The sequence below is a fragment of the Microbacterium sp. NPDC056044 genome, from assembly GCF_042267145.1.
Taxonomy (GTDB): domain Bacteria; phylum Actinomycetota; class Actinomycetes; order Actinomycetales; family Microbacteriaceae; genus Microbacterium.
In genome coordinates this window covers 553688-570841 of the sequence record NZ_JBHJWZ010000003.1, presented here as the reverse complement: position 1 = coordinate 570841, position 17154 = coordinate 553688, and the positions used below count along the sequence as shown (strand labels likewise).

At 69.9% G+C, this 17154-nt stretch carries 15 protein-coding genes; 5 read left to right on the top strand and 10 right to left on the bottom strand.

The features are described from left to right. The 4 genes from ACFC1I_RS11565 to ACFC1I_RS11550 form a co-directional block, all read right to left on the bottom strand. Positions 1-1947: a glycoside hydrolase family 127 protein gene (locus ACFC1I_RS11565; RefSeq protein ID WP_376009147.1), complete on the bottom strand. Its 1947-nt coding sequence runs from the start codon at positions 1945-1947 to the stop codon at positions 1-3. After that, a complete protein-coding gene (locus ACFC1I_RS11560) occupies positions 1944-2837 on the bottom strand; it encodes a carbohydrate ABC transporter permease (RefSeq protein WP_376009144.1) in 894 nt (297 codons plus the stop codon). The genes ACFC1I_RS11565 and ACFC1I_RS11560 overlap by 4 nt, the downstream gene beginning before the upstream one ends. Before the next feature lies 1 nt (position 2838). Beyond that, entirely contained in the window at positions 2839-3762 is a 924-nt protein-coding gene (locus ACFC1I_RS11555) for a carbohydrate ABC transporter permease (protein WP_376009141.1), read from the bottom strand. An 80-nt stretch (positions 3763-3842) separates the two neighbouring features. Next, positions 3843-5138, bottom strand: a complete 1296-nt coding sequence (locus tag ACFC1I_RS11550) for an ABC transporter substrate-binding protein (RefSeq protein ID WP_376009138.1) — start codon at positions 5136-5138, stop codon at positions 3843-3845. Between the two features lie 172 nt (positions 5139-5310). Here ACFC1I_RS11550 and ACFC1I_RS11545 point away from each other — a divergent pair, with 172 nt between their 5' ends. After that, positions 5311-6342, top strand: a complete 1032-nt coding sequence (locus tag ACFC1I_RS11545; RefSeq protein WP_376009135.1) for a LacI family DNA-binding transcriptional regulator — start codon at positions 5311-5313, stop codon at positions 6340-6342. A gap of 36 nt (positions 6343-6378) precedes the next feature. Here the strand turns inward: ACFC1I_RS11545 and ACFC1I_RS11540 are convergent, their stop codons facing one another. Both ACFC1I_RS11540 and ACFC1I_RS11535 read right to left on the bottom strand, forming a co-directional pair. Continuing rightward, complete coding sequence (locus tag ACFC1I_RS11540) at positions 6379-7383, bottom strand: LacI family DNA-binding transcriptional regulator (protein WP_376009133.1); 1005 nt, start codon at positions 7381-7383, stop codon at positions 6379-6381. Positions 7384-7403: 20 nt separating this feature from the next. Then, positions 7404-8927 (bottom strand): alpha-N-arabinofuranosidase, encoded by a 1524-nt coding sequence (locus tag ACFC1I_RS11535; RefSeq protein WP_376009130.1) that lies wholly within the window; start codon positions 8925-8927, stop codon positions 7404-7406. 209 nt (positions 8928-9136) lie between these two features. On the opposite strand from ACFC1I_RS11535, the gene ACFC1I_RS11530 reads away from it, so the two are divergent. The 3 genes from ACFC1I_RS11530 to ACFC1I_RS11520 are packed head-to-tail and all read left to right on the top strand — an operon-like array spanning position 9137 to position 12214. Then, a complete protein-coding gene (locus tag ACFC1I_RS11530; protein ID WP_376009127.1) occupies positions 9137-10396 on the top strand; it encodes an extracellular solute-binding protein in 1260 nt (419 codons plus the stop codon). A 4-nt stretch (positions 10397-10400) separates the two neighbouring features. After that, positions 10401-11366, top strand: coding sequence for a carbohydrate ABC transporter permease (locus ACFC1I_RS11525; protein WP_376009124.1), 966 nt, complete (start codon positions 10401-10403; stop codon positions 11364-11366). Continuing rightward, complete coding sequence (locus ACFC1I_RS11520; protein WP_376009121.1) at positions 11366-12214, top strand: carbohydrate ABC transporter permease; 849 nt, start codon at positions 11366-11368, stop codon at positions 12212-12214. Before ACFC1I_RS11525 ends, ACFC1I_RS11520 begins: the two co-directional genes overlap by 1 nt. A gap of 6 nt (positions 12215-12220) precedes the next feature. Here ACFC1I_RS11520 and ACFC1I_RS11515 read toward each other — a convergent pair whose 3' ends face one another. Next, positions 12221-12784 (bottom strand): DUF1992 domain-containing protein, encoded by a 564-nt coding sequence (locus tag ACFC1I_RS11515; RefSeq protein WP_376009119.1) that lies wholly within the window; start codon positions 12782-12784, stop codon positions 12221-12223. A 253-nt stretch (positions 12785-13037) separates the two neighbouring features. Between ACFC1I_RS11515 and ACFC1I_RS11510 the strand changes: the two genes are divergently transcribed. Beyond that, a complete protein-coding gene (locus ACFC1I_RS11510) occupies positions 13038-13610 on the top strand; it encodes a hypothetical protein (protein WP_376009116.1) in 573 nt (190 codons plus the stop codon). A 69-nt stretch (positions 13611-13679) separates the two neighbouring features. Here the strand turns inward: ACFC1I_RS11510 and ACFC1I_RS11505 are convergent, their stop codons facing one another. Genes ACFC1I_RS11505 through ACFC1I_RS11495 form a run of 3 tightly spaced genes read right to left on the bottom strand, consistent with a single transcriptional unit; the run spans position 13680 to position 17113 of the window. Then, positions 13680-14525 (bottom strand): NAD-dependent epimerase/dehydratase family protein, encoded by an 846-nt coding sequence (locus ACFC1I_RS11505; protein WP_376009113.1) that lies wholly within the window; start codon positions 14523-14525, stop codon positions 13680-13682. Between the two features lie 43 nt (positions 14526-14568). Next, entirely contained in the window at positions 14569-15603 is a 1035-nt protein-coding gene (locus ACFC1I_RS11500) for a LacI family DNA-binding transcriptional regulator (RefSeq protein ID WP_376009111.1), read from the bottom strand. Next, positions 15596-17113: a sugar ABC transporter ATP-binding protein gene (locus ACFC1I_RS11495; protein WP_376009109.1), complete on the bottom strand. Its 1518-nt coding sequence runs from the start codon at positions 17111-17113 to the stop codon at positions 15596-15598. The genes ACFC1I_RS11500 and ACFC1I_RS11495 overlap by 8 nt, the downstream gene beginning before the upstream one ends. Between the last annotated feature and the right edge of the window lie 41 nt (positions 17114-17154).

Sequence of the window (17154 nt, the reverse complement as noted above, 5' to 3'; positions counted from 1 at the left end):
TCAGCCCGCGGCGGGGATCCAGACGCGCATCGTCGAGGGCCCCCGCTCGGCCCACTCGTGATACGCCACGAGAGGGACGGCGACGGATGCTGCGCCCCGAGCCGCGTCGACGGGTTCGGCGTACGGCCACCCGGCGTCGCTCTCGCCGTGCCGTACCACGTCGATCCAGACCCGCCCGTCGCGTTCGACCGGCGTCGCACCCGGCGCGAGCGCGACCTGGGCGACGTCGTCGGCGCCGGCGGCGCCGAGGTCGACCGACTCGAGGGCGAACACCTCGGGACCGCGCTCGACCACGAGGCACCCGCGCACCGCGTCGATGCGCTCGTCGGGCGCGGTGAGCCGCGGAGCCATGGGCAGGTCGAGCTCGACGGTGTCACCCGAGCGGAAGGCCCGTCGCACCTGGACGGCGCCCGGCGCCGCTTCCCACTCCTCGGCGGAGCCGTCCGCGGGCACGACCTGCAGGCGCGCACCCGCCGCCCACGCGGGCACGCGGAGCGTGAGCGTCCATTCGGCGTCGGCGGCAGCATCCGTTCTCGAGATCACGCGGATTCGCCCCGACACCGGGTAGTCCGTCTCGACGTCGAAGGCGATCGCGCGGCCGTCGGGCAGCGTCGTGCGCACCGCGGCCGGCGCGAACTGGTGCAGCTGCACGCCCTCGTCGTCGGCGGTCGCGACGTAGGCATCGAGGCTCGCGAGCGTGCGCGCGACGTTCGGTGGGCAGCACGACACCTCGAACCAGGGTGCGCGCAGCGACGACGAGGCACGCGGCGAGGTCGTGTCGGGGTCGGCCGCGACGCCCGGCACGCGCTGGTGCAGTGTGTTCGCGTAGAAGAACGAGCGGCCGTCTGGCGCGGGCGAGGTCGCCACCACGTTGTACAGCGTGCGCTCGATGAGGTCGGCGTGGCGCGGGTCGCCCTCCGCCAGCAGCAGGCGCCACGAGAACATGATCGAGCCGACGCTCGCGCACGTCTCGGAGTAGGCGCGGTCGGCGGGCAGTTCCCAGTCCTCGCCGAACGCCTCGTCCTGGTGGTGCGAGCCCTGCCCGCCCGTGACGTAGGTGCGGCGCGCGACGGTGCGGTCCCACTGGCGGCGCAGCGCCTCGAGCAGCTCGTCGTCGCCGGTGTCGACGGCGACGTCGGCCGCGCCCGCCGCGAGGTAGTTCGCCCGCACCGCGTGACCGCGCAGCGCCTCGGCGTCGCGCACCGCGACGTCGTCCTGGTAGTACTTGCGGCCCCATTCGATGTCGCGGAGGGTGCCGCGGCCGTGCCGCTCGACGAACAGGCGCGCCTGCTCGAGGTAGCGGTCGTCGCCCGTGACGCGGGCGAGCTCTGCGAGGCCGACCTCGACGACCGCGTGGCCGCAGATCGCATCGCGCCCGTCCGCGCCGAACTCGCGGCACACCATGTCGGCCGCGCGCCGCGCGACCTCGAGCAGCCCGTCGTCGGCATCGGGGCGCGTGCGCGCCCGCGCGACCGCCGCCTGGAACAGGTGGCCGAGGCAGTACAGCTCGTGACCCCACTCGAGGTCGGACCAGCGCTCGCCCTGACCCGGGCGGCCGAACTTCGTGTTGAGGTAGCCGTCGGCCTCCTGCGCCGCGGCGACGCGCGCCACGACCGCGCGGAAGCGCTCCTCGAGCGCTGGAGAGCCGGTGCGGCCGATCTCCCACGCGAGGCCCTCGAGGTACTTGTAGATCTCGGAGTCCGAGAACTCCCGGCCCCGGCGCCCCTCGGGCAGCCCGCCCGAGACGGCGAGGTCGAAGTTGGGAAGCCACCCCTCCGACTCGAGGCGCGCGCTGATGTGCGCGAAGGTGTCGGCGGCGTTGACGGCCTGGCGGTCGCCCCAGAATCCGCCCGTGATGCGGACCTCGTCCTGGCCCAGCGGGCGCAGGCGGCCGCGCGAGGGTGCGACGGGGGCCTGAGGTGCGGTGGTGCTGATCTGCATGGTCATCCCTTGAATGCTCCCGACATGAATCCGCGGACGTAGTGGCGCTGCAGCACCAGGAACAGCACCACGCACGGCAGTGCCAGCACGACGACGCCTGCTTCCGTCGCGCCGTAGTCGACGACGCCCATCACCTGACCGCGGAGGTTCGCGACGGCCAGCGGCAGCGTCATCCGGTTGGTGTCGTTGATGAGGATCAGCGGCGCGATGAAGTCGTTCCACGCCGTGAGGAAGGCGAACAGACCGACCGTGATGAGGCCCGGCTTGACCGCGGGCAGCAGCACGCGCCACAGCGCCGAGAAGCTGTTGCAGCCGTCGACCAGGGCCGCTTCGTCCATCTCGCGCGGGATCGACTCGAACGAGATGCGCATCATGAACATCGAGAACGGCAGCTGGAACATCGTCAGCACGAGTGCGACGCCGACCAGCGAGTTGTTGAGGCCGATCGCGTTGAGGATCACGTACAGCGGGATGAGCAGCGTCGCGTACGGCACCATCAGGATCGCAAGCACGGTGAGGAACAGCAGGTTCTTGCCCGGGAACGAGAAGCGCGCGAACGCGTAGCCGCCGAGGAACGAGATCACGAGCGTGAGCACGACGGTCAAGAGCGACACGAACAGCGAGTTGCCGAGGTAGACCCAGATGCCCGCCTGGAAGTTCGCGAGCGAGACGTAGTTGCCGAAGCCCCAGCCCTCCGTCTGCGCGGAGCCCGCCTGCGGGCTGAACGACGAGACGGTCGTCCACACCAGCGGGTACAGGAAGATGATCGCGAGCGCGCCGGTGAAGACGGCATAAGGGATGCCGAGTACCAGGCGTCCGGCGCCGTGACGCGGGCGCGTCGGCCGATAGTCGGGTGCGACGATCGTGCGGGTCGAGGTGGTGTCGGTGAGAGCCATGTCACGCCTCCTCGGGCTTACGGAACGCGCGGATCTGCACGACGTTGATGACGATCAGGGCTGCCAGCACGATCACCGAGAGCGCGGCGGCGACCCCGAGGTTGTTCTGCCCCTGGAAGGCGACGTTGTAGATGAGCTGCACGATGGTCATGGTGCTGTTGTCGGGTCCGCCCTTGGTGAGGATGTAGAACTGGTCGAATGCCAGGAGCGACCCCGTCACGCACAGCACGATCGTGAGCGCGAAGGTGGGGCGCAGCAGCGGCACGGTGATGTGCCGGAAGGTCTGCCAGCGCGATGCGCCGTCGATGCGCGCGGCCTCGAAGACGTCGTCGGGGATGCCCTGCAGCCCGACGAGCATGAGCAGCATGTAGAAGCCCGCGTAGCGCCACACGATGAGGAACACCGTCGACCACAGCGCACCCTCGGGGGTGCCGAGGAACGTGAAGCCCCAGTCCTGCATGAGATCGGCGAACGGCCCGGCGAACGGGGAGTACAGCACATAGAAGAGGAGGGATGCTGAGGCCAGGCCCAGTGCGCTCGGCACGAGGAACGACGTGCGGAGGAAGCCCTTCCAGGCCGTCGACTCCTGCACGAGGAGGGCGAGGCCGAGGCCGAGCCCGATCAGCAGCACCGTCGTGATGATCGTGTACTTCAGGGTGAACCAGATCGAGTCCCAGAACAGCCGCTGGTTCACGGCGTCCGCGTAGTTCTCGGGGAAGTTCCAGCCTTGGTTGCCCCGGAGCAGGGGCCAGTCCGATCCCGACATCTGCAGCACGAGCAGCAGCGGGATGAGGAAGAGGGCGACCACGAACAGGGCCGTGGGCAGGGCGTAGAGCCAGCCCTGGAGGGGCCCGCCGAGGGCCGACCGGCTCGGGCGGTTCGTGCGCGGTGCTCTCGCGCGGCGCGCAACGGTGGAGAAGGCCACGTCGCTCCTTGGATGAGGTGTGGTCGGGGGGAGAGGACGGGCGGTGCGCATCGCCGGGCGACGCGCACCGCCCGCGTGGATCACTGGCTCAGGACCGCGGTGATCTCGTCGTTGTCGGCGTCGACCGTGTCGGTGCCCTGCAGCACGGCGTTGCGCACCAGCGTCAGCCACGGGCTGCCCGGGGCGTTGAACGCCTGCTGGAACTGCAGCGCGACGGGGGTGTCGCCCTGGCCGGCGACCTCGTTGATGGTGACGAGGCGCGGGTCCTGGGCCGCGTACTCGTTGTCGGCGAGGTCGGAGCGCGAGACCGCGTTGCCCTCCTTGGCGAGGACCTGCACCTGGGCGTCCTCCGACATCATCCACGCGAGGAAGTTCCACGCCTGGGGCGACAGCTTCGAGTCCTTCGAGATGCCGATGCCGTCACCGCCGACGAAGGTCGAGGCGCCGCTGTCGATGCCGGGAAGACCCGCGACGCCGGCGTCGAACTCGAGGCCCGACAGGAGGGTGGCGGGGTACGGCATGATGCCGACCTTGCCCTCCTGGAAGCCCGCGACCCAGGTCGGGCCGGTCTCGTCGGACGAGCCCGGCGCCACGGCGCCCGCGTCGTAGAGGTCCTTCCACGTGGAGTAGACCTCCTGCGCGGCGTCGCTGTTCAGCAGCGACTCGGTGCCGTCTTCGTTCATCACCTGGTCGCCCGAGGCCCAGATGGTCGGGAACCACGTGAAGACGAGGCATCCACCGCAGTTCAAGCCTGCCGAGGTGCCCGACACGCCATCCTTGCCGAGGTCCTGGATCGCCTTCGCGGCGTCGGCGAACTCGGCGAGCGTCGCCGGGGCCTTCTCGGGGTCGAGGCCGGCCTCCTCGAAGAGCTCCTTGTTCCACATGAGCATCGACAGGTCGAGCACGAAGGGCAGCACGTGCTCGGCGCCTTCGTAGGTACCGGCCGACAGGTGGCCCTTGTTGATCGAGTCCTTGAACGAGAGCTGGTCGATCTGCTCGGTGATGTCGGCGAACAGGCCCTGCTGCACCCAGTTGGGCACGTAGACGATGTCGGCGGCGAAGAGGTCGGGAAGGCCGCCCGAGCCGGCGGCGGCACCGACCTTCGCGACGTAGTCGTCGTTGGGGACGACGGTCAGCTCGACCTGGTTCTCGTGGCTCTCGTTGTACGCGTCGACCAGGAGGTTCGCCTGCGCCTCCATCGGGGCGCGGGTCCAGAGCGTCAGCGTCGAGCCGTCGTCGACGCCCTCAGCGGGGATCGACTCGGCGGGGGCGGGGGTGTCGCTGCCGGCACAGGCGGCGAGGCCTCCGATGAGCGCGCCCGCCGTGACGAGGGCCGTGGCCGCTCGCAGCGCGGCACGACGTCGGGTGGTGATCATGCAACTGTCTCCTCTGGCTCTTCTTCGAGCGGATGACGCCGATCGGGTCGGCACCGCTGCGGTGGGGTGCATGGGCTATCGAAATGAGCGAAAGCCATTTCGAGCAAGTTATCGCGGTGAATGTCGTGACGTCAAGGACGTTCTTCGATAACGTTTCAGGACTGGAGGAGGTGTGCCCGTGGCAGCGAATGAGAACGGCTCGAAGGCCGCGACCCTGAGCGATGTGGCTCGGCGGGCGGGGGTGTCGATCGCGACGGCGTCGAAAGCCCTCAACAACCGGGACGACGTCGCCGTCGCCACGCGTCAGCGCGTGCTGCGTGCCGCGGACGAGCTGTCGTTCACGCCGAACGCGATGGCGAAGGGGCTGCTCGCCGGGCGCACGGGAACGGTCGGGCTCCTCACGAGCGACCTCGAGGGCCGCTTCATGATCCCGATCCTGATGGGCGCCGAAGACGCGTTCGGCGCCGGGCAGATCAGCGTCTTCCTGTGCGACGCCCGCGGCGACGCGATCCGCGAGCAGCACCATCTCAAGGCCCTCCTCAGCCGCCGGGTCGACGGCATCATCGTCGTCGGACGCCAGACCGACCCGCGCCCCTCGCTCGGGCAGGAGATCCCGGTGCCGGTCGTCTACGCGTACGCCCCGTCGGACGACCCTCGCGACCTCTCCCTCACCCCCGACAACTACACCGGCGGCCGCATGGCGGTCGAGCATCTGATCTCGTGCGGGCGCACCCGCATCGCCCACATCACCGGCGACCCGTCGTACGCCGCCGCGCAGGACCGCATCGCGGGTGCCCGGGCGGCGCTGGACGCGGCAGGCCTCGAACTCGTCGGCGAGCCGATGTTCGCCGAATGGAGCGAGCACTGGGGGAGGGATGCTGCGGCCCTTCTGCTGCAGCGTCACCCCGAGGTGGACGCCATCTTCTGCGGCTCCGACCAGATCGCCCGAGGTGTGCTCGACACCGCCCGCGACCTCGGACGCAGCGTCCCGGAGGATCTCGCCGTGATCGGCTACGACAACTGGGAGGTGCTGGCGACGAACTCGCGCCCCCAGCTGACCAGCATCGACGCGAACCTCCAGCAGCTCGGACGTCAGGCCGCGCAGCGCGTGTTCGACGCTATCGACGGCGTCGACATCGGCGAAGGCACCCACCACCTGCCGGTCCGGCTCGTCATCCGCGGTTCGACGATCCCCCGCCGCTGACCCGGATCCCGGGAGGCGCAGTCGACGGGCTCGGAATCACGCCGACCGGCGCACCACGAGCGAGCAGTCGGTCACGAGCTCGGTGGGCGCCGTCGCGCGTCCCTCGACGCGCGCGGCGAGCAGGTCGACAGCGTGCTTGGCGATCTGTCCCGTTCCAGGCTCGACCGTCGTCAGGGGGGGAACCGAGAACTCTGCCATCGGCACGTTGTCGAAGCCGATGACCGCCACGTCGTCGGGGGCGCGCAGCCCCCGGGCGGCGAGTGCGTGGAGCGCGCCGAACGCAAGCGTGTCGTTGAAGCAGAAGACCGCATCGGGCGGTTCGGCGAGGCTGAGGAGCTGCGCCATGCCGGCGGCCCCGTCACGCAGGTGCCACTCCTGTGCCACGACGATGTACTCGTCTCGGATCGATATGCCTCGGCCGGCCAGCTCGCGGGCGTAGCCGTCCAGTCGCAGCGACGCCGCCGTGACCGTGCTGACGTGGGGGTTCGAGCCGATGACGGCGATGCGGCGATGACCGCGATCGAGCAGGTACCGCGTCGCGAGGGCGGCGGCCTCCGTGTTGGCCATGCCGACGTGGTCGACGGGGCCGTGGAAGATGCGGTCGCCGAGGATCACGAGTCGGTCGTTGCCCGCCAGGTGGCGTTCGTCGCCGGGGCCGAGGGCGTGAGGCTGGAAGATCAGCCCGTCGGAGTGCTGCCGGCGTGCCCCCGAGAGGATCGCGAGCTCCGTCTCGCGGCGGGCGCCGGTCTGCTCGATCACGACGGCCCAGCCGTAGCGCTCGGCCTCGACCATGATGCGACTCGCGAGGTCGCTGAAGTAGTCGATGCCGAGGTCGGGGATCGCGAGGCCGATGGTTCCGGTGCGCCCTGTGCGAAGACTTCGCGCCGACGTGTTCATCCGGTACCCGAGCTCGTCGACCGCGCGCAGCACGCGTTCGCGGGTCTCGGGGCGCACCGCCGCGCTACCGGACAGCACATTGGATACCGTGCGCGCGGTCACGCCGGCGCGCTCGCCGACATCTGCCATGGTGACGTTGGTCATCGGCGGGCGCACGACCCCCTTCATCCGTCGGCCGAACAGCTCAGCTCGATCCCTGCCCATGATATGGGCGGCATCGTCAAGCGCAGGCGATCGCCGTCGAGGACCGTCGCCGGTGTGCGCGGAGCGACACGGTTGCGGGCGTCCGTGGTGTTCGCGGCGTAGGGATCGGGGTCCCACAGGATCTCGGCGCGCACGACCTCGCGGGGGGCGAGTCCCGCGAGGTCGATCTCCACGACGGCCGGCGCATCCGTCGAACGATTCGTCACGTGGACCTGCGCAACAGAACCGGACGCATCACGCGTCACGGTGGCGACGACGGCGTCGTCGGGCGTGTGCGTCGCGAACACGGTGTGACCGGCGCTGCGCGCAGCGGCGGCGAAGGGGAAGAACGTCGTCTGCCGCCACGCGGTGCCGTCCGGCTCGGAGCGGATGGGCCCGATGACGTTGACGAGCTGCGCGAGCGCGGCGATCGACACCGTGTCGCAGTGCGCCAGGATGCTCTGCAGGAGCGATCCCACGACGACGGCGTCGGCGACCGTGTACTCCTGTTCGAGCAGGCGCGGGGCCTGCTCGAAGTCGCGGGCCGCTTTGATGTCGTCGTACGCGCGGAAGTTCCACACGTTCCACTCGTCGAGGCTGATGCGCACGTCCCGCGCGCCGGGGTGCCGTGCGGCGACGCGGCGGATCACGTCCTGGATCCCGTCGAGGAAGTCGTCGAGCTTGTCCGCAGAGCGGAGGAAGGCGGCGAGGTCGTCGTCTTCGAAGAAGTAGATGTGGCACGAGAGGAAGTCGACGAGCTCGATCGTGCGCTCGAGCACGGTCTCTTCCCACGTGCCGAACGTCGGCATGTCGGCGTTCGAGCTGCCGACGACGACGAGCTGGAGAGACGGGTCGAACATGCGCATGGCGTTCGCGGCGGACGCTGCGACGTCGGCGTAGTGCTCGGCGCTCTTGTGGCCGAGCTGCCATGGCCCGTCGAGCTCGTTGCCGAGGCACCAGACGCGCACGTCGTGGGGACGGGGTGCGCCGTTCGCGATCCGCTCGTCGGACAGGGTCGTCCCGCCCGGGTGGTTCGCATACTCGAGCAGCTGCAGCGCCGAGCGGACGTCGCCGAGACCGAGGTTGAGCGCGAGCATCGGGTCTGTACCCGACGCGCGGCACCAGGCGATGAACTCGTCGGTGCCGAACTCGTTCGTCTCGATGGACTTCCAAGCGAGGTCGAGGCGCCGCGGGCGCTCGCTGACCGGCCCGATGCCGTCGCGCCAGTCGTAACCCGAGACGAAGTTCCCTCCGGGATACCGCACGATCGTCACGCCGAGCTCGCGCACCAGGGCGATCACGTCCGAGCGAAAGCCCTGGGCGTCGGCCTCGGGGTGGCCCGGGTCGAACACGCCGCCGTACACGCCACGCCCCAGGTGCTCCACGAAGGAGCCGAACAGGCGGCGGTCGGCGGTCCCGATCGTCGCCCCCACGGTGATCGGCACGCGATGCGGAGCGCGGGTCGCGGCGGACGAACGTCGGACTGCGGTCTGCGTACGTGTCACGCGCTTCCTCATTTCATCGATGAACTTGAGGAACGCTATTCGGCTGGCGGCCCGAGTGTCAAGCTCCGCCAACGCGGCGAGGAATCCGCAGGACGAGGTTGACGAAAACCATTTCGATGGGCATGATGCCGAAGGAGCGGTTCCCGGATCTCGAATTTCATCGATGAAATCAACCGCTCGATCGCAGACACCACAGAGAGGCGTAAGCAATGAAGCACACTCGTCTACGGCCGCTGGCCGGACTGGCCGCCGGAGTGACCGTCGCCGCACTCGCGCTGAGCGGCTGCGCCGGGGGCGGCGAAAGTGGCGAAGGGTCCGGCGACGGGGCGGTCACGCTCACGGTGTGGCACTACTACAACACCGACGGCCAGGTCGCCACGCTCGACGAGATGGCGAAGGCGTTCACCGACGCGAACCCCGACGTCACGGTCGATTACCAGTACATTCCCGTCGAGCAGATGACGACGAAGGCCGTCACCGCCGCCGGTGCGAAGACGGGACCGGATGTCATCATCTTCGGCGCGTCCGGCACGTACGACCTGTCGCAGTCGGGCGCGATCGAGCCGATGGACTGGTTCGAGGACTTCGACGGCGCCGACCAGTTCCCCGAGGGAGCGATGCAGAAGATCGATGGCACGCTGTACGGCGTCCAGGGCTTCGTGAACCTGCTGGGCCTCTGGTACAACCAGGACCTGATGACGGAGCTCGGCATCGACGCCCCGCCGGCCACGATCGACGAACTCGAAGCGGACATGGCCAAGGCCGTCGCCGCGGGCAAGCAGGGCATCACCCTCACCGGCAAGCCGGGCCTCGAGAGCCAGTGGCAGGGATTCCCCTGGTTCACCTCTGAGGGTTTCAGCTACGGCGACGCGCAGGCGGAGCCCATGGCGAACACGTACGCCATGCTGCAGGACTGGGTGGATAGCGGCTATCTGTCGAAGGAAGCGACCACGTGGGACCAGACGGTGCCCTTCCAGGAGTTCGCCGCCGGCTCGTCGCTCTTCGCGGTGAACGGCAACTGGCAGATCGCGGCCGCTCAGGAGGCCGCCTTCGAGTACGGAGTCGCCCCGCTGCCCATCACCGACGAGGGTGGCGTGCTGCTCGGCGGCGAGGTGCAGAACATCGGTGCGTTCTCGAAGCACAAGGATCTCGCTCAGGAGTACCTCGAGACGACGTTCTTCTCCACCGACGGTGAGCTCGCGCTGCTGAAGGGCTTCGGCGCCATCCCGACCCGCTCCGATGCGGCGTCCGCGAAGGAGATCAGCGACGACCCGATCCTCAGCGTGTTCGCCGAGATCGTGGCGGATCAGGGCCGCCCGTCGCCCAGCCCCGAGGTGCCGTCCAAGAATGTGAACTCGGTCGAGGGGCTGGTCGGCGACTACTGGAGCAAGGCCATCGCCGGAGCCGGCTCGCCGCAGGACCTCGCTGACGAGCTCATGGCGCAGCTCACCCCGTTGCTGAACGGCTGAAGACGTGACCGCAGTGTCGACTGTTCGACCTGACGCCCGCGCGCCGCGGTCGTCCCCGGCGGAGGCCTCTCCGCCGGGGGCGACCCCGCGTCGCCGTCCGTGGCGCGATCGCCGGATCGCGCTCGCCCTGCCCGCCGCCGCGCTCCTGGCGGCGCTCGCCGTCTGGCCGCTCCTGCAGCTCGGACGGATGAGTGTCCACGAGGTGACCGGTGCAACGCTCAACCGCGACTGGGAGTTCGTCGGTCTCGGCAACTTCGCGGCGCTGTTCGCCGGCCCGGACTTCCCACAGGTGCTGCTCAACACGGTGGTGTTCGTGCTGGTGGTCACCGTCCTCGGCATGGCCGGCGGGTTCGCCGTCGCAGTGTCGGTCTGGTCCGGCACCCGCGGAGGGTCGTTCCTGCTGGGCATGATGGTCTTCGTCTGGGCGCTGCCGCCGGTCATCAACGGCTCGATCTGGAAATTCCTGCTGAGCGACCACGGACTGGTCAACGAGGCCCTGCGGAGCACGGGACTCGCCCCCGACGGGTTGGGTTTCCTCTTCGAACCGCAACTCGCCCTCTGGTCGGTCGCGCTGGTCAACGCCTGGGCCGTCATCCCCTTCAATGCGCTGGTCTTCCGCGCCGCCCTGCTGTCGGTGGACGAGTCGGTGCTCGAGGCCGCCGAGGTGGACGGTGCACGACCGCGTCACCGCGTGCGGTACATCCTCGCTCCCCAGGCCCGCCCTGCGGCGACCGTGCTGACCGTCCTCACGATCGTCTACGCGTTCCGCAGCTTCGACTTCATCTATGTCATGACTTCCGGCGGACCGGGCACCTCATCCACGACCCTTCCGTACCTCGCGTACGTCCAGGCGTTCCGCGGGCTCGACTACGGTGCCGGCGCGGCCACCGCCCTGCTCGCCCTCGCCGTCATCATCGTCTTCGCGCTCGTCTACGCCCGTGACGTGCGCCGCACCGAGGAGGCCTCGTGATGGCCCGGTCCCGCACCGCACAGTCGACGCTGCGCCGCAGACGAGAGCCCGTCGCCTTCACCGTCCGGTTGCTGCTCTACCTGCTGTACGGCCTGCCGCTGCTGTGGATCGTGCTGACGTCGCTGAAGAGCCAGAGCGAGGTGCTGAGCTCGCGGGCGTCCCTGCTGTTCACCCCGACGCTCGATGCCTATGCGTCAGCCCTCGCGGACCCGCAACTGGGCGCGTCCATGCAGCAGTCCGCCATCATCGCCGTCGGCACCACCGTGGTGTGCCTCGCGTTCGCGATCCCGGCCGCCTACGCCCTGGCGCGCGTCACCAGCCGGATCGTCGTGCCGGCGCTTGCGCTGCTGGTGATCCTGCAGATGATTCCGCAGACGGCCAACCTCATCCCGCTGTTCTGGCTGTTGGCGCAGTGGGGGCTGCTCGACACCAACGTTGGCCTCGTGCTGGCCGACGCGACGATGCTGCTGCCGTGGGCGGTGCTGCTGCTGCGCCCGTTCTTCTCGGCCATCCCGCTCGCGATCGAGGAGGCCGGTCTCATCGATGGCGCTCGCACGCTGCGCGCGTTCTTCTCACTCGCACTGCCGCTCGCACGCAACGGCGTGCTGACGGTGGGCGCGATCGTCTTCCTCGTCTCGTGGGGCGAGTTCCTCTACGGCATCACGTTCATGCTGTCGCCCGACAAGTATCCGATGAGCGCTCTGATCGCCCAGCAGGCGGGCGCGTTCGGCATCGACTGGCCCCGGATGATGGCCTTCGCCGTCGTCTCCGCGCTGCCGGTGTTCGTGGTCTACGTCTTCAGCTACCGGCTGCTGCGCACCGGCCTCACGCTGGGCTCCGTGAAGTGAGCGCCGTCAGCCGCGCGGACGCCGCCACCACGGGCGGCGCGGGGACGCGGCATCCGTGTCGTCCGCTACGACGGCCTTCGCATCCCGCCGCTCGCGCCAGGCGGCCGTCTCGGCCTCGACGTCGCGGGTCGGCGTCACGACCGGCGGGCCGCCGAGCAGCTGGCGCCGGGCCTCGATCACCCGGCGGTTGAAGTCGTCGAGGGCCTCGCGCACCTCGCTCTCGTGGGAGAGGGCGTCGAGCTTCGCGTCGAGCTCGGCGCTCTCGACGCGCAGCATGAGCGCGGGCGGGCCGAGCCCCGTGAGCTGCTCGGTCTCGATCTTGCGGCGGATCCACCAGTCGGGGTCGTGCGTCTCGCCGAGCCCCGGGATCGGCTTGCCCGCGCCGGGCAGGTCATCGAACTCGCCACGGCGGATCGCCTGCTGGATCGCCGTCTCGACGACCGCCGCGCGATCGGCCGCCGAGTACGCCTGCGCGGCCCGCGAGCCTTCGGGCGCGGCATCCGTCTCCTCTGCGTCGCTCTCGCGTGCCGAGCGGTAGCGAGCGGCGGCGACCCTGGGATCCTCGGCCATGCCGCACCTCCTCGCGTTTAGCCGCTTCCGAGCCTACGACGATCGCCTGCCACCGCGGCGGCCGGGGTAGTGCCCCGCTCTGGCCGGCGCTCAGGGACCTCTCAGGAAACTGCTCAGACCTGCGTGATTCCGCGGATCATGCATCCGCGGCCGACCATACCTGGTGCAGATCGACCAATCCGCACCGGCGACGCCTCCGGATGACCCGACGTGCGGTGATCACCGCACGTCACGGAACGGAAGGAAAGATCCGATGCGCAAGATGACGCGAGCTGGACTGCTGGGAACCGCCGGGATCGGCGCCGTGGCGCTGGCGGTGGCAGGAATGTCGATCCCCGCCAACGCCGACGACCACACGTCCACGTCGGACGAGACCCACACGTCGGTCGACGCTCTCGATTCGCTGGACGCCTTCCAGGGCTGGGTGTGGGTGGATGACGCGCTGGACGCGAACGACAACACGATCGGCACCCTCGGATTCGACGGCCGGCTCATCGACGGCCCGCTCGTGAGCGACGTCGCGAACGGCCCGATCCTTTCGGGCAATGACGCCCCGGTGCTCTCGGGCAACGAGGTGAGCGCCCCGATCGGCTCGGGCAATGACGTGAGCATCGACGCGCCCGTCGGGTCGGGTAACGACATCGGCAACGGCAACTCGGCCGCCAACGGGACCGACGTCGGCTCGGGTAACGACACCGGCATCTCGACGGGTGACGTGGGCGCCGAGGTCGGCGATCTGACGAGCGACATCGGCACGCACGTCGATGACGTCGTCGGCGGTGTCTCGAGCGATGTCGACGACCTGGTCGGCGATCTGCTCGGCTGATCGCCCCTCAGAAACGCGCAGCGGCGCCGGGAACATCCCGGCGCCGCTGTCCGTGCGTGGCAGCGCTGCTCAGCCCACCTCGTCCCGCCAGGAGTGCTGCGGGTCGTAGCCCAGGAGACGGCGGGCCTTGTCGATCGAGAGGAGCGTGTCGTGCTCGCCGAACCCGCGGGTCTCGACCCCCGGGAAGACCTCGGCGACGAGCTCGGCGTTGGGGCGCGACATCACCGTGTCGGCGGCGGCGATGATGTAGGTCTCGAAGCCCGCGGGCGCGACCTCGAGCGCGCGCTGCACCGCGTGCGCGCCGTCGCGCGCGTCGATGTAGCCCCAGAGGTTCCACTTGCGCGTCAGCGCGTCGTCGTCGTACGAGGGGAAGGCCTCGTAGTCCTCGGGCACCATCACGTTCGAGAACCGCAGGCCCGTGATCGACAGGTCGGGGTGCCAGCGCACGAGCTCGACCGCCATGCGCTCCTCGAGCGTCTTGACCAGCGAATAGACGGACTCGGGCCGCGGCGGGTACTCCTCGTCGACAGGGATGTAGGGCGGCGGTGCGTCGAAGGGCAGCCCCAATACGGTCTCGCTCGACGCGTAGACGATGCGATGGATGCCGAGCCTCACGGCCGCCCAGAACACATTGAACGTCGCCGTCATGTTGTTGTGGAAGGTCGCGACATCGGAGCGGATGCCGGGGGCCGGGATCGCGCCGAGATGCACGACCGCGTCGAACCCGTCGTGGCGGTCGTTCACCGCGGAGAAGGCGTCGACCACCTGCCCGTAGTCGGTGAGGTCGACCTGCACGAAGTCGGGACCGCGGCTGCCGACGACGTCGATGCCGATGACGTCGTAGCCGGCCGCGCGGAGTTCGCGGGCGACGACGGTGCCGAGCTTTCCGGACGAACCGGTGAGGGCGATGCGCATGACTCCAGACTGCCACCTCCGCCGGGCCGCAGGGCAGGCGGGATCAGGCTCCGGGCGGGCTCGTCGACTCGCGGACGATGAGATGCGTCGGCAGCGGTGTGTCCTCGGTGACGCTGTCGGGCTCCTCGACCGCGACCAGCACCTTCTGCATGATGAGCTCGCCCAGCGTGCCGAAGTCCTGACGCACCGTGGTGAGCGGGGGGTAGAGGAACCCTGCTTCCGGGACGTCGTCGAACCCGACGACGCTGACGTCCTCCGGAACCCGCAGACCGCGCTCGCGCAGCGCCGACAGCAGGCCGATCGACATATGGTCGTTTCCGGCGAACACGGCGCTGCCGGGCTCGATGTCGAGGTCGAGCCCCACCCGGTGACCGCTCGCGGCCGACCAGTCGCCGTGATGCGGCTCGAGGATCTCGAGCCGGCGCTCGGCGAGCTCGTCCCGCCACCCCCGGATGCGCTCCAGCGCATCGGGCGCGCGCGTGGGTCCCGCGAGGTGCAGGATGCGCGTGTGACCGAGTTCGGCGAGGTGACGCACCGCGGACCGGGCGCCGCGGTACTGGTCGATGGACACGATGTGCGGACCCCGTCTCGCCGCGGCGGTCGCGGCGACGAGAGGGATGCTGAGGTCCAGCCCGCGCACCACCTCCAGCACTCCGATGTCGACGACGATGAGGACGACGGCATCCACCCGCTGACGCAGCAGCCCCTCGACCACGCCCTTGATCGCCGCGGGATCGGGGTCGACGGCGCTGACGGTGTCGACGCTGTAGCGCGCCGCGCGCGCCGCGATGTTGAAGTGCGTCGCGATCGACGTCGGGCCGTAGTCGGGCACACCCGGGGTGACGAGGCCGATGGTGCGCGTGCGCCGGGTGACGAGGGCGCGAGCGGCGGGGGAGGGGCTGTACCGCAGCTGGGCGATCGCCTGCTCCACGCGGGCGCGGGTCGCGGGCCGCACATTCGGGAGGTCGTTGATGACGCGCGAGACCGTCTGGTGCGACACCCCCGCGAGACGGGCGACGTCGAAGATGTTCGCGGCCCGCGTCGATCCGTCGTCGGCCGTCACACGAGGGTCACTCATCGAGCTCTTCCGGTCGGGCGACGAGGGCGAGGAGCGAGTCGACGGTGAGGGAATCCGAGGGCATTGTGTCGACGATCCGGCCGTCGCGCAGGATCGCCACGCGATGCCCCACGCGGAGCACCTCCTCCAGCTCGGCCGAGATGAACATCACGGAGAGTCCGTTCGCGGCCATCTCGCCCACCAGGTTCTGGATCTCGACCTTCGCGCCGACGTCGATTCCGCGGGTGGGCTCGTCGAGCACCAGCACCCGCGGCGACAGGGCGAGCAGCCGTGCGAGCAGCACCTTCTGCTGATTGCCGCCCGAGAGGGTGCCGGCGGGGCGATCGAGGTCGGGAGGTCGGATGTCGAGAGCCTCGACCCAGCTCGCGGCGAGCTCACGCTGTCGGGCCGGCGGGATGCGGCGCATCATGCCTCTGTCGGCCTGGAGCGCGAGGGTGATGTTCTCGAGCACGCTCAGCTCGCTGATGATCCCCTCGGTGCGGCGGTTCTCGGACGAATAGACGACCCCCAGCGAGATCGCCGATCGAGGACCGGAGGGCGTCGCACCGGAGCCCTCGAGGCGGATCACCCCGCTGTCGACGCGATCGATCCCGGTCAGGGCGCGGGCGAGCTCCGTGCGTCCGGAGCCGAGGAGTCCTGCGACGCCGAGCACTTCGCCCTCGTTCAGATCGAGATCCGCGTCGCGGATGCCGGGGCCTGCGGTGACCCCTCGCGCGGTGAGCGCCGGACGCGGCGTCTCGGACGCATCCTCCGGCCGCGGCGCCGTGGTGAGGGCGGTCGCCGTGCGGCCGAGCATGGCCTGCACCAGGTCGATGCGCAGCAGCTCGCGGGTGAGGTATTCGCCGATGAACCTGCCGTCGCGCAGCACGGTCACCCGGTCGCAGATCTCGTAGACCTGGTCGAGGAAGTGCGATACGAAGAGGATCGCGACTCCGCGCTGCTTGAGATCGCGGATGACGCGGAAGAGCTCGGCGACCTCGTCGAGGTCGAGGCTCGACGTCGGCTCGTCGAGCACGAGGACGCGCACGTCGGTCGAGATCGCACGGGCGATCGCCACGAGCTGCTGCACCGCGAGCGAATGGGTGCCCAGGCGCGATCCGGGGTCGATGTCGAGCCCGAGGTCGCTGAGCACCTCATGGGCCTCGCGCCTCATCCGGCGCCAGTCGATCATGCCGGCGCGCCGCGGTTCGCGGCCCAGCGCGATGTTCTCGGCGACGGAGACGTTCGGCAGGAGGTCGATCTCCTGGTACACCGTGCTGATCCCCGCGGCCTGGGCATCGTGCGGTGAACCGAAGTGGACGACGTGACCCGAAAGGGAGAGGACCCCGGCGTCCAAGGGGAGCGCTCCGGTGATCGCTTTGATGAGCGTCGACTTGCCCGCTCCGTTCTCGCCCATGAGCGAGTGCACCTCGCCGGGGAAGAGGCGGAAGTCGACGCCGTCGATCGCGGCATCAGCCCCGAAGCGCACCGTCGCCCCGGAGAGCTGCAGCAGCGGCCGCGCCTCGTCCATCAGGCCATTATCCCGGCGGAGCGAGGTGCGGCCGCTGTGCG

Excerpts from the sequence above, each read along its gene's own strand:
- ACFC1I_RS11565 (WP_376009147.1), bottom strand. The coding sequence starts at position 1,947 with ATGACCATGCAGATCAGCACCACCGCACCTCAGGCCCCCGTCGCACCC.
- ACFC1I_RS11560 (WP_376009144.1), bottom strand. The coding sequence starts at position 2,837 with ATGGCTCTCACCGACACCACCTCGACCCGCACGATCGTCGCACCCGAC.
- ACFC1I_RS11550 (WP_376009138.1), bottom strand. The coding sequence starts at position 5,138 with ATGATCACCACCCGACGTCGTGCCGCGCTGCGAGCGGCCACGGCCCTC.
- ACFC1I_RS11540 (WP_376009133.1), bottom strand. The coding sequence starts at position 7,383 with ATGACCAACGTCACCATGGCAGATGTCGGCGAGCGCGCCGGCGTGACC.
- ACFC1I_RS11530 (WP_376009127.1), top strand. The coding sequence starts at position 9,137 with ATGAAGCACACTCGTCTACGGCCGCTGGCCGGACTGGCCGCCGGAGTG.
- ACFC1I_RS11520 (WP_376009121.1), top strand. The coding sequence starts at position 11,366 with ATGGCCCGGTCCCGCACCGCACAGTCGACGCTGCGCCGCAGACGAGAG.
- ACFC1I_RS11515 (WP_376009119.1), bottom strand. The coding sequence starts at position 12,784 with ATGGCCGAGGATCCCAGGGTCGCCGCCGCTCGCTACCGCTCGGCACGC.
- ACFC1I_RS11510 (WP_376009116.1), top strand. The coding sequence starts at position 13,038 with ATGCGCAAGATGACGCGAGCTGGACTGCTGGGAACCGCCGGGATCGGC.
- ACFC1I_RS11505 (WP_376009113.1), bottom strand. The coding sequence starts at position 14,525 with ATGCGCATCGCCCTCACCGGTTCGTCCGGAAAGCTCGGCACCGTCGTC.
- ACFC1I_RS11500 (WP_376009111.1), bottom strand. The coding sequence starts at position 15,603 with ATGAGTGACCCTCGTGTGACGGCCGACGACGGATCGACGCGGGCCGCG.
- ACFC1I_RS11495 (WP_376009109.1), bottom strand. The coding sequence starts at position 17,113 with ATGGACGAGGCGCGGCCGCTGCTGCAGCTCTCCGGGGCGACGGTGCGC.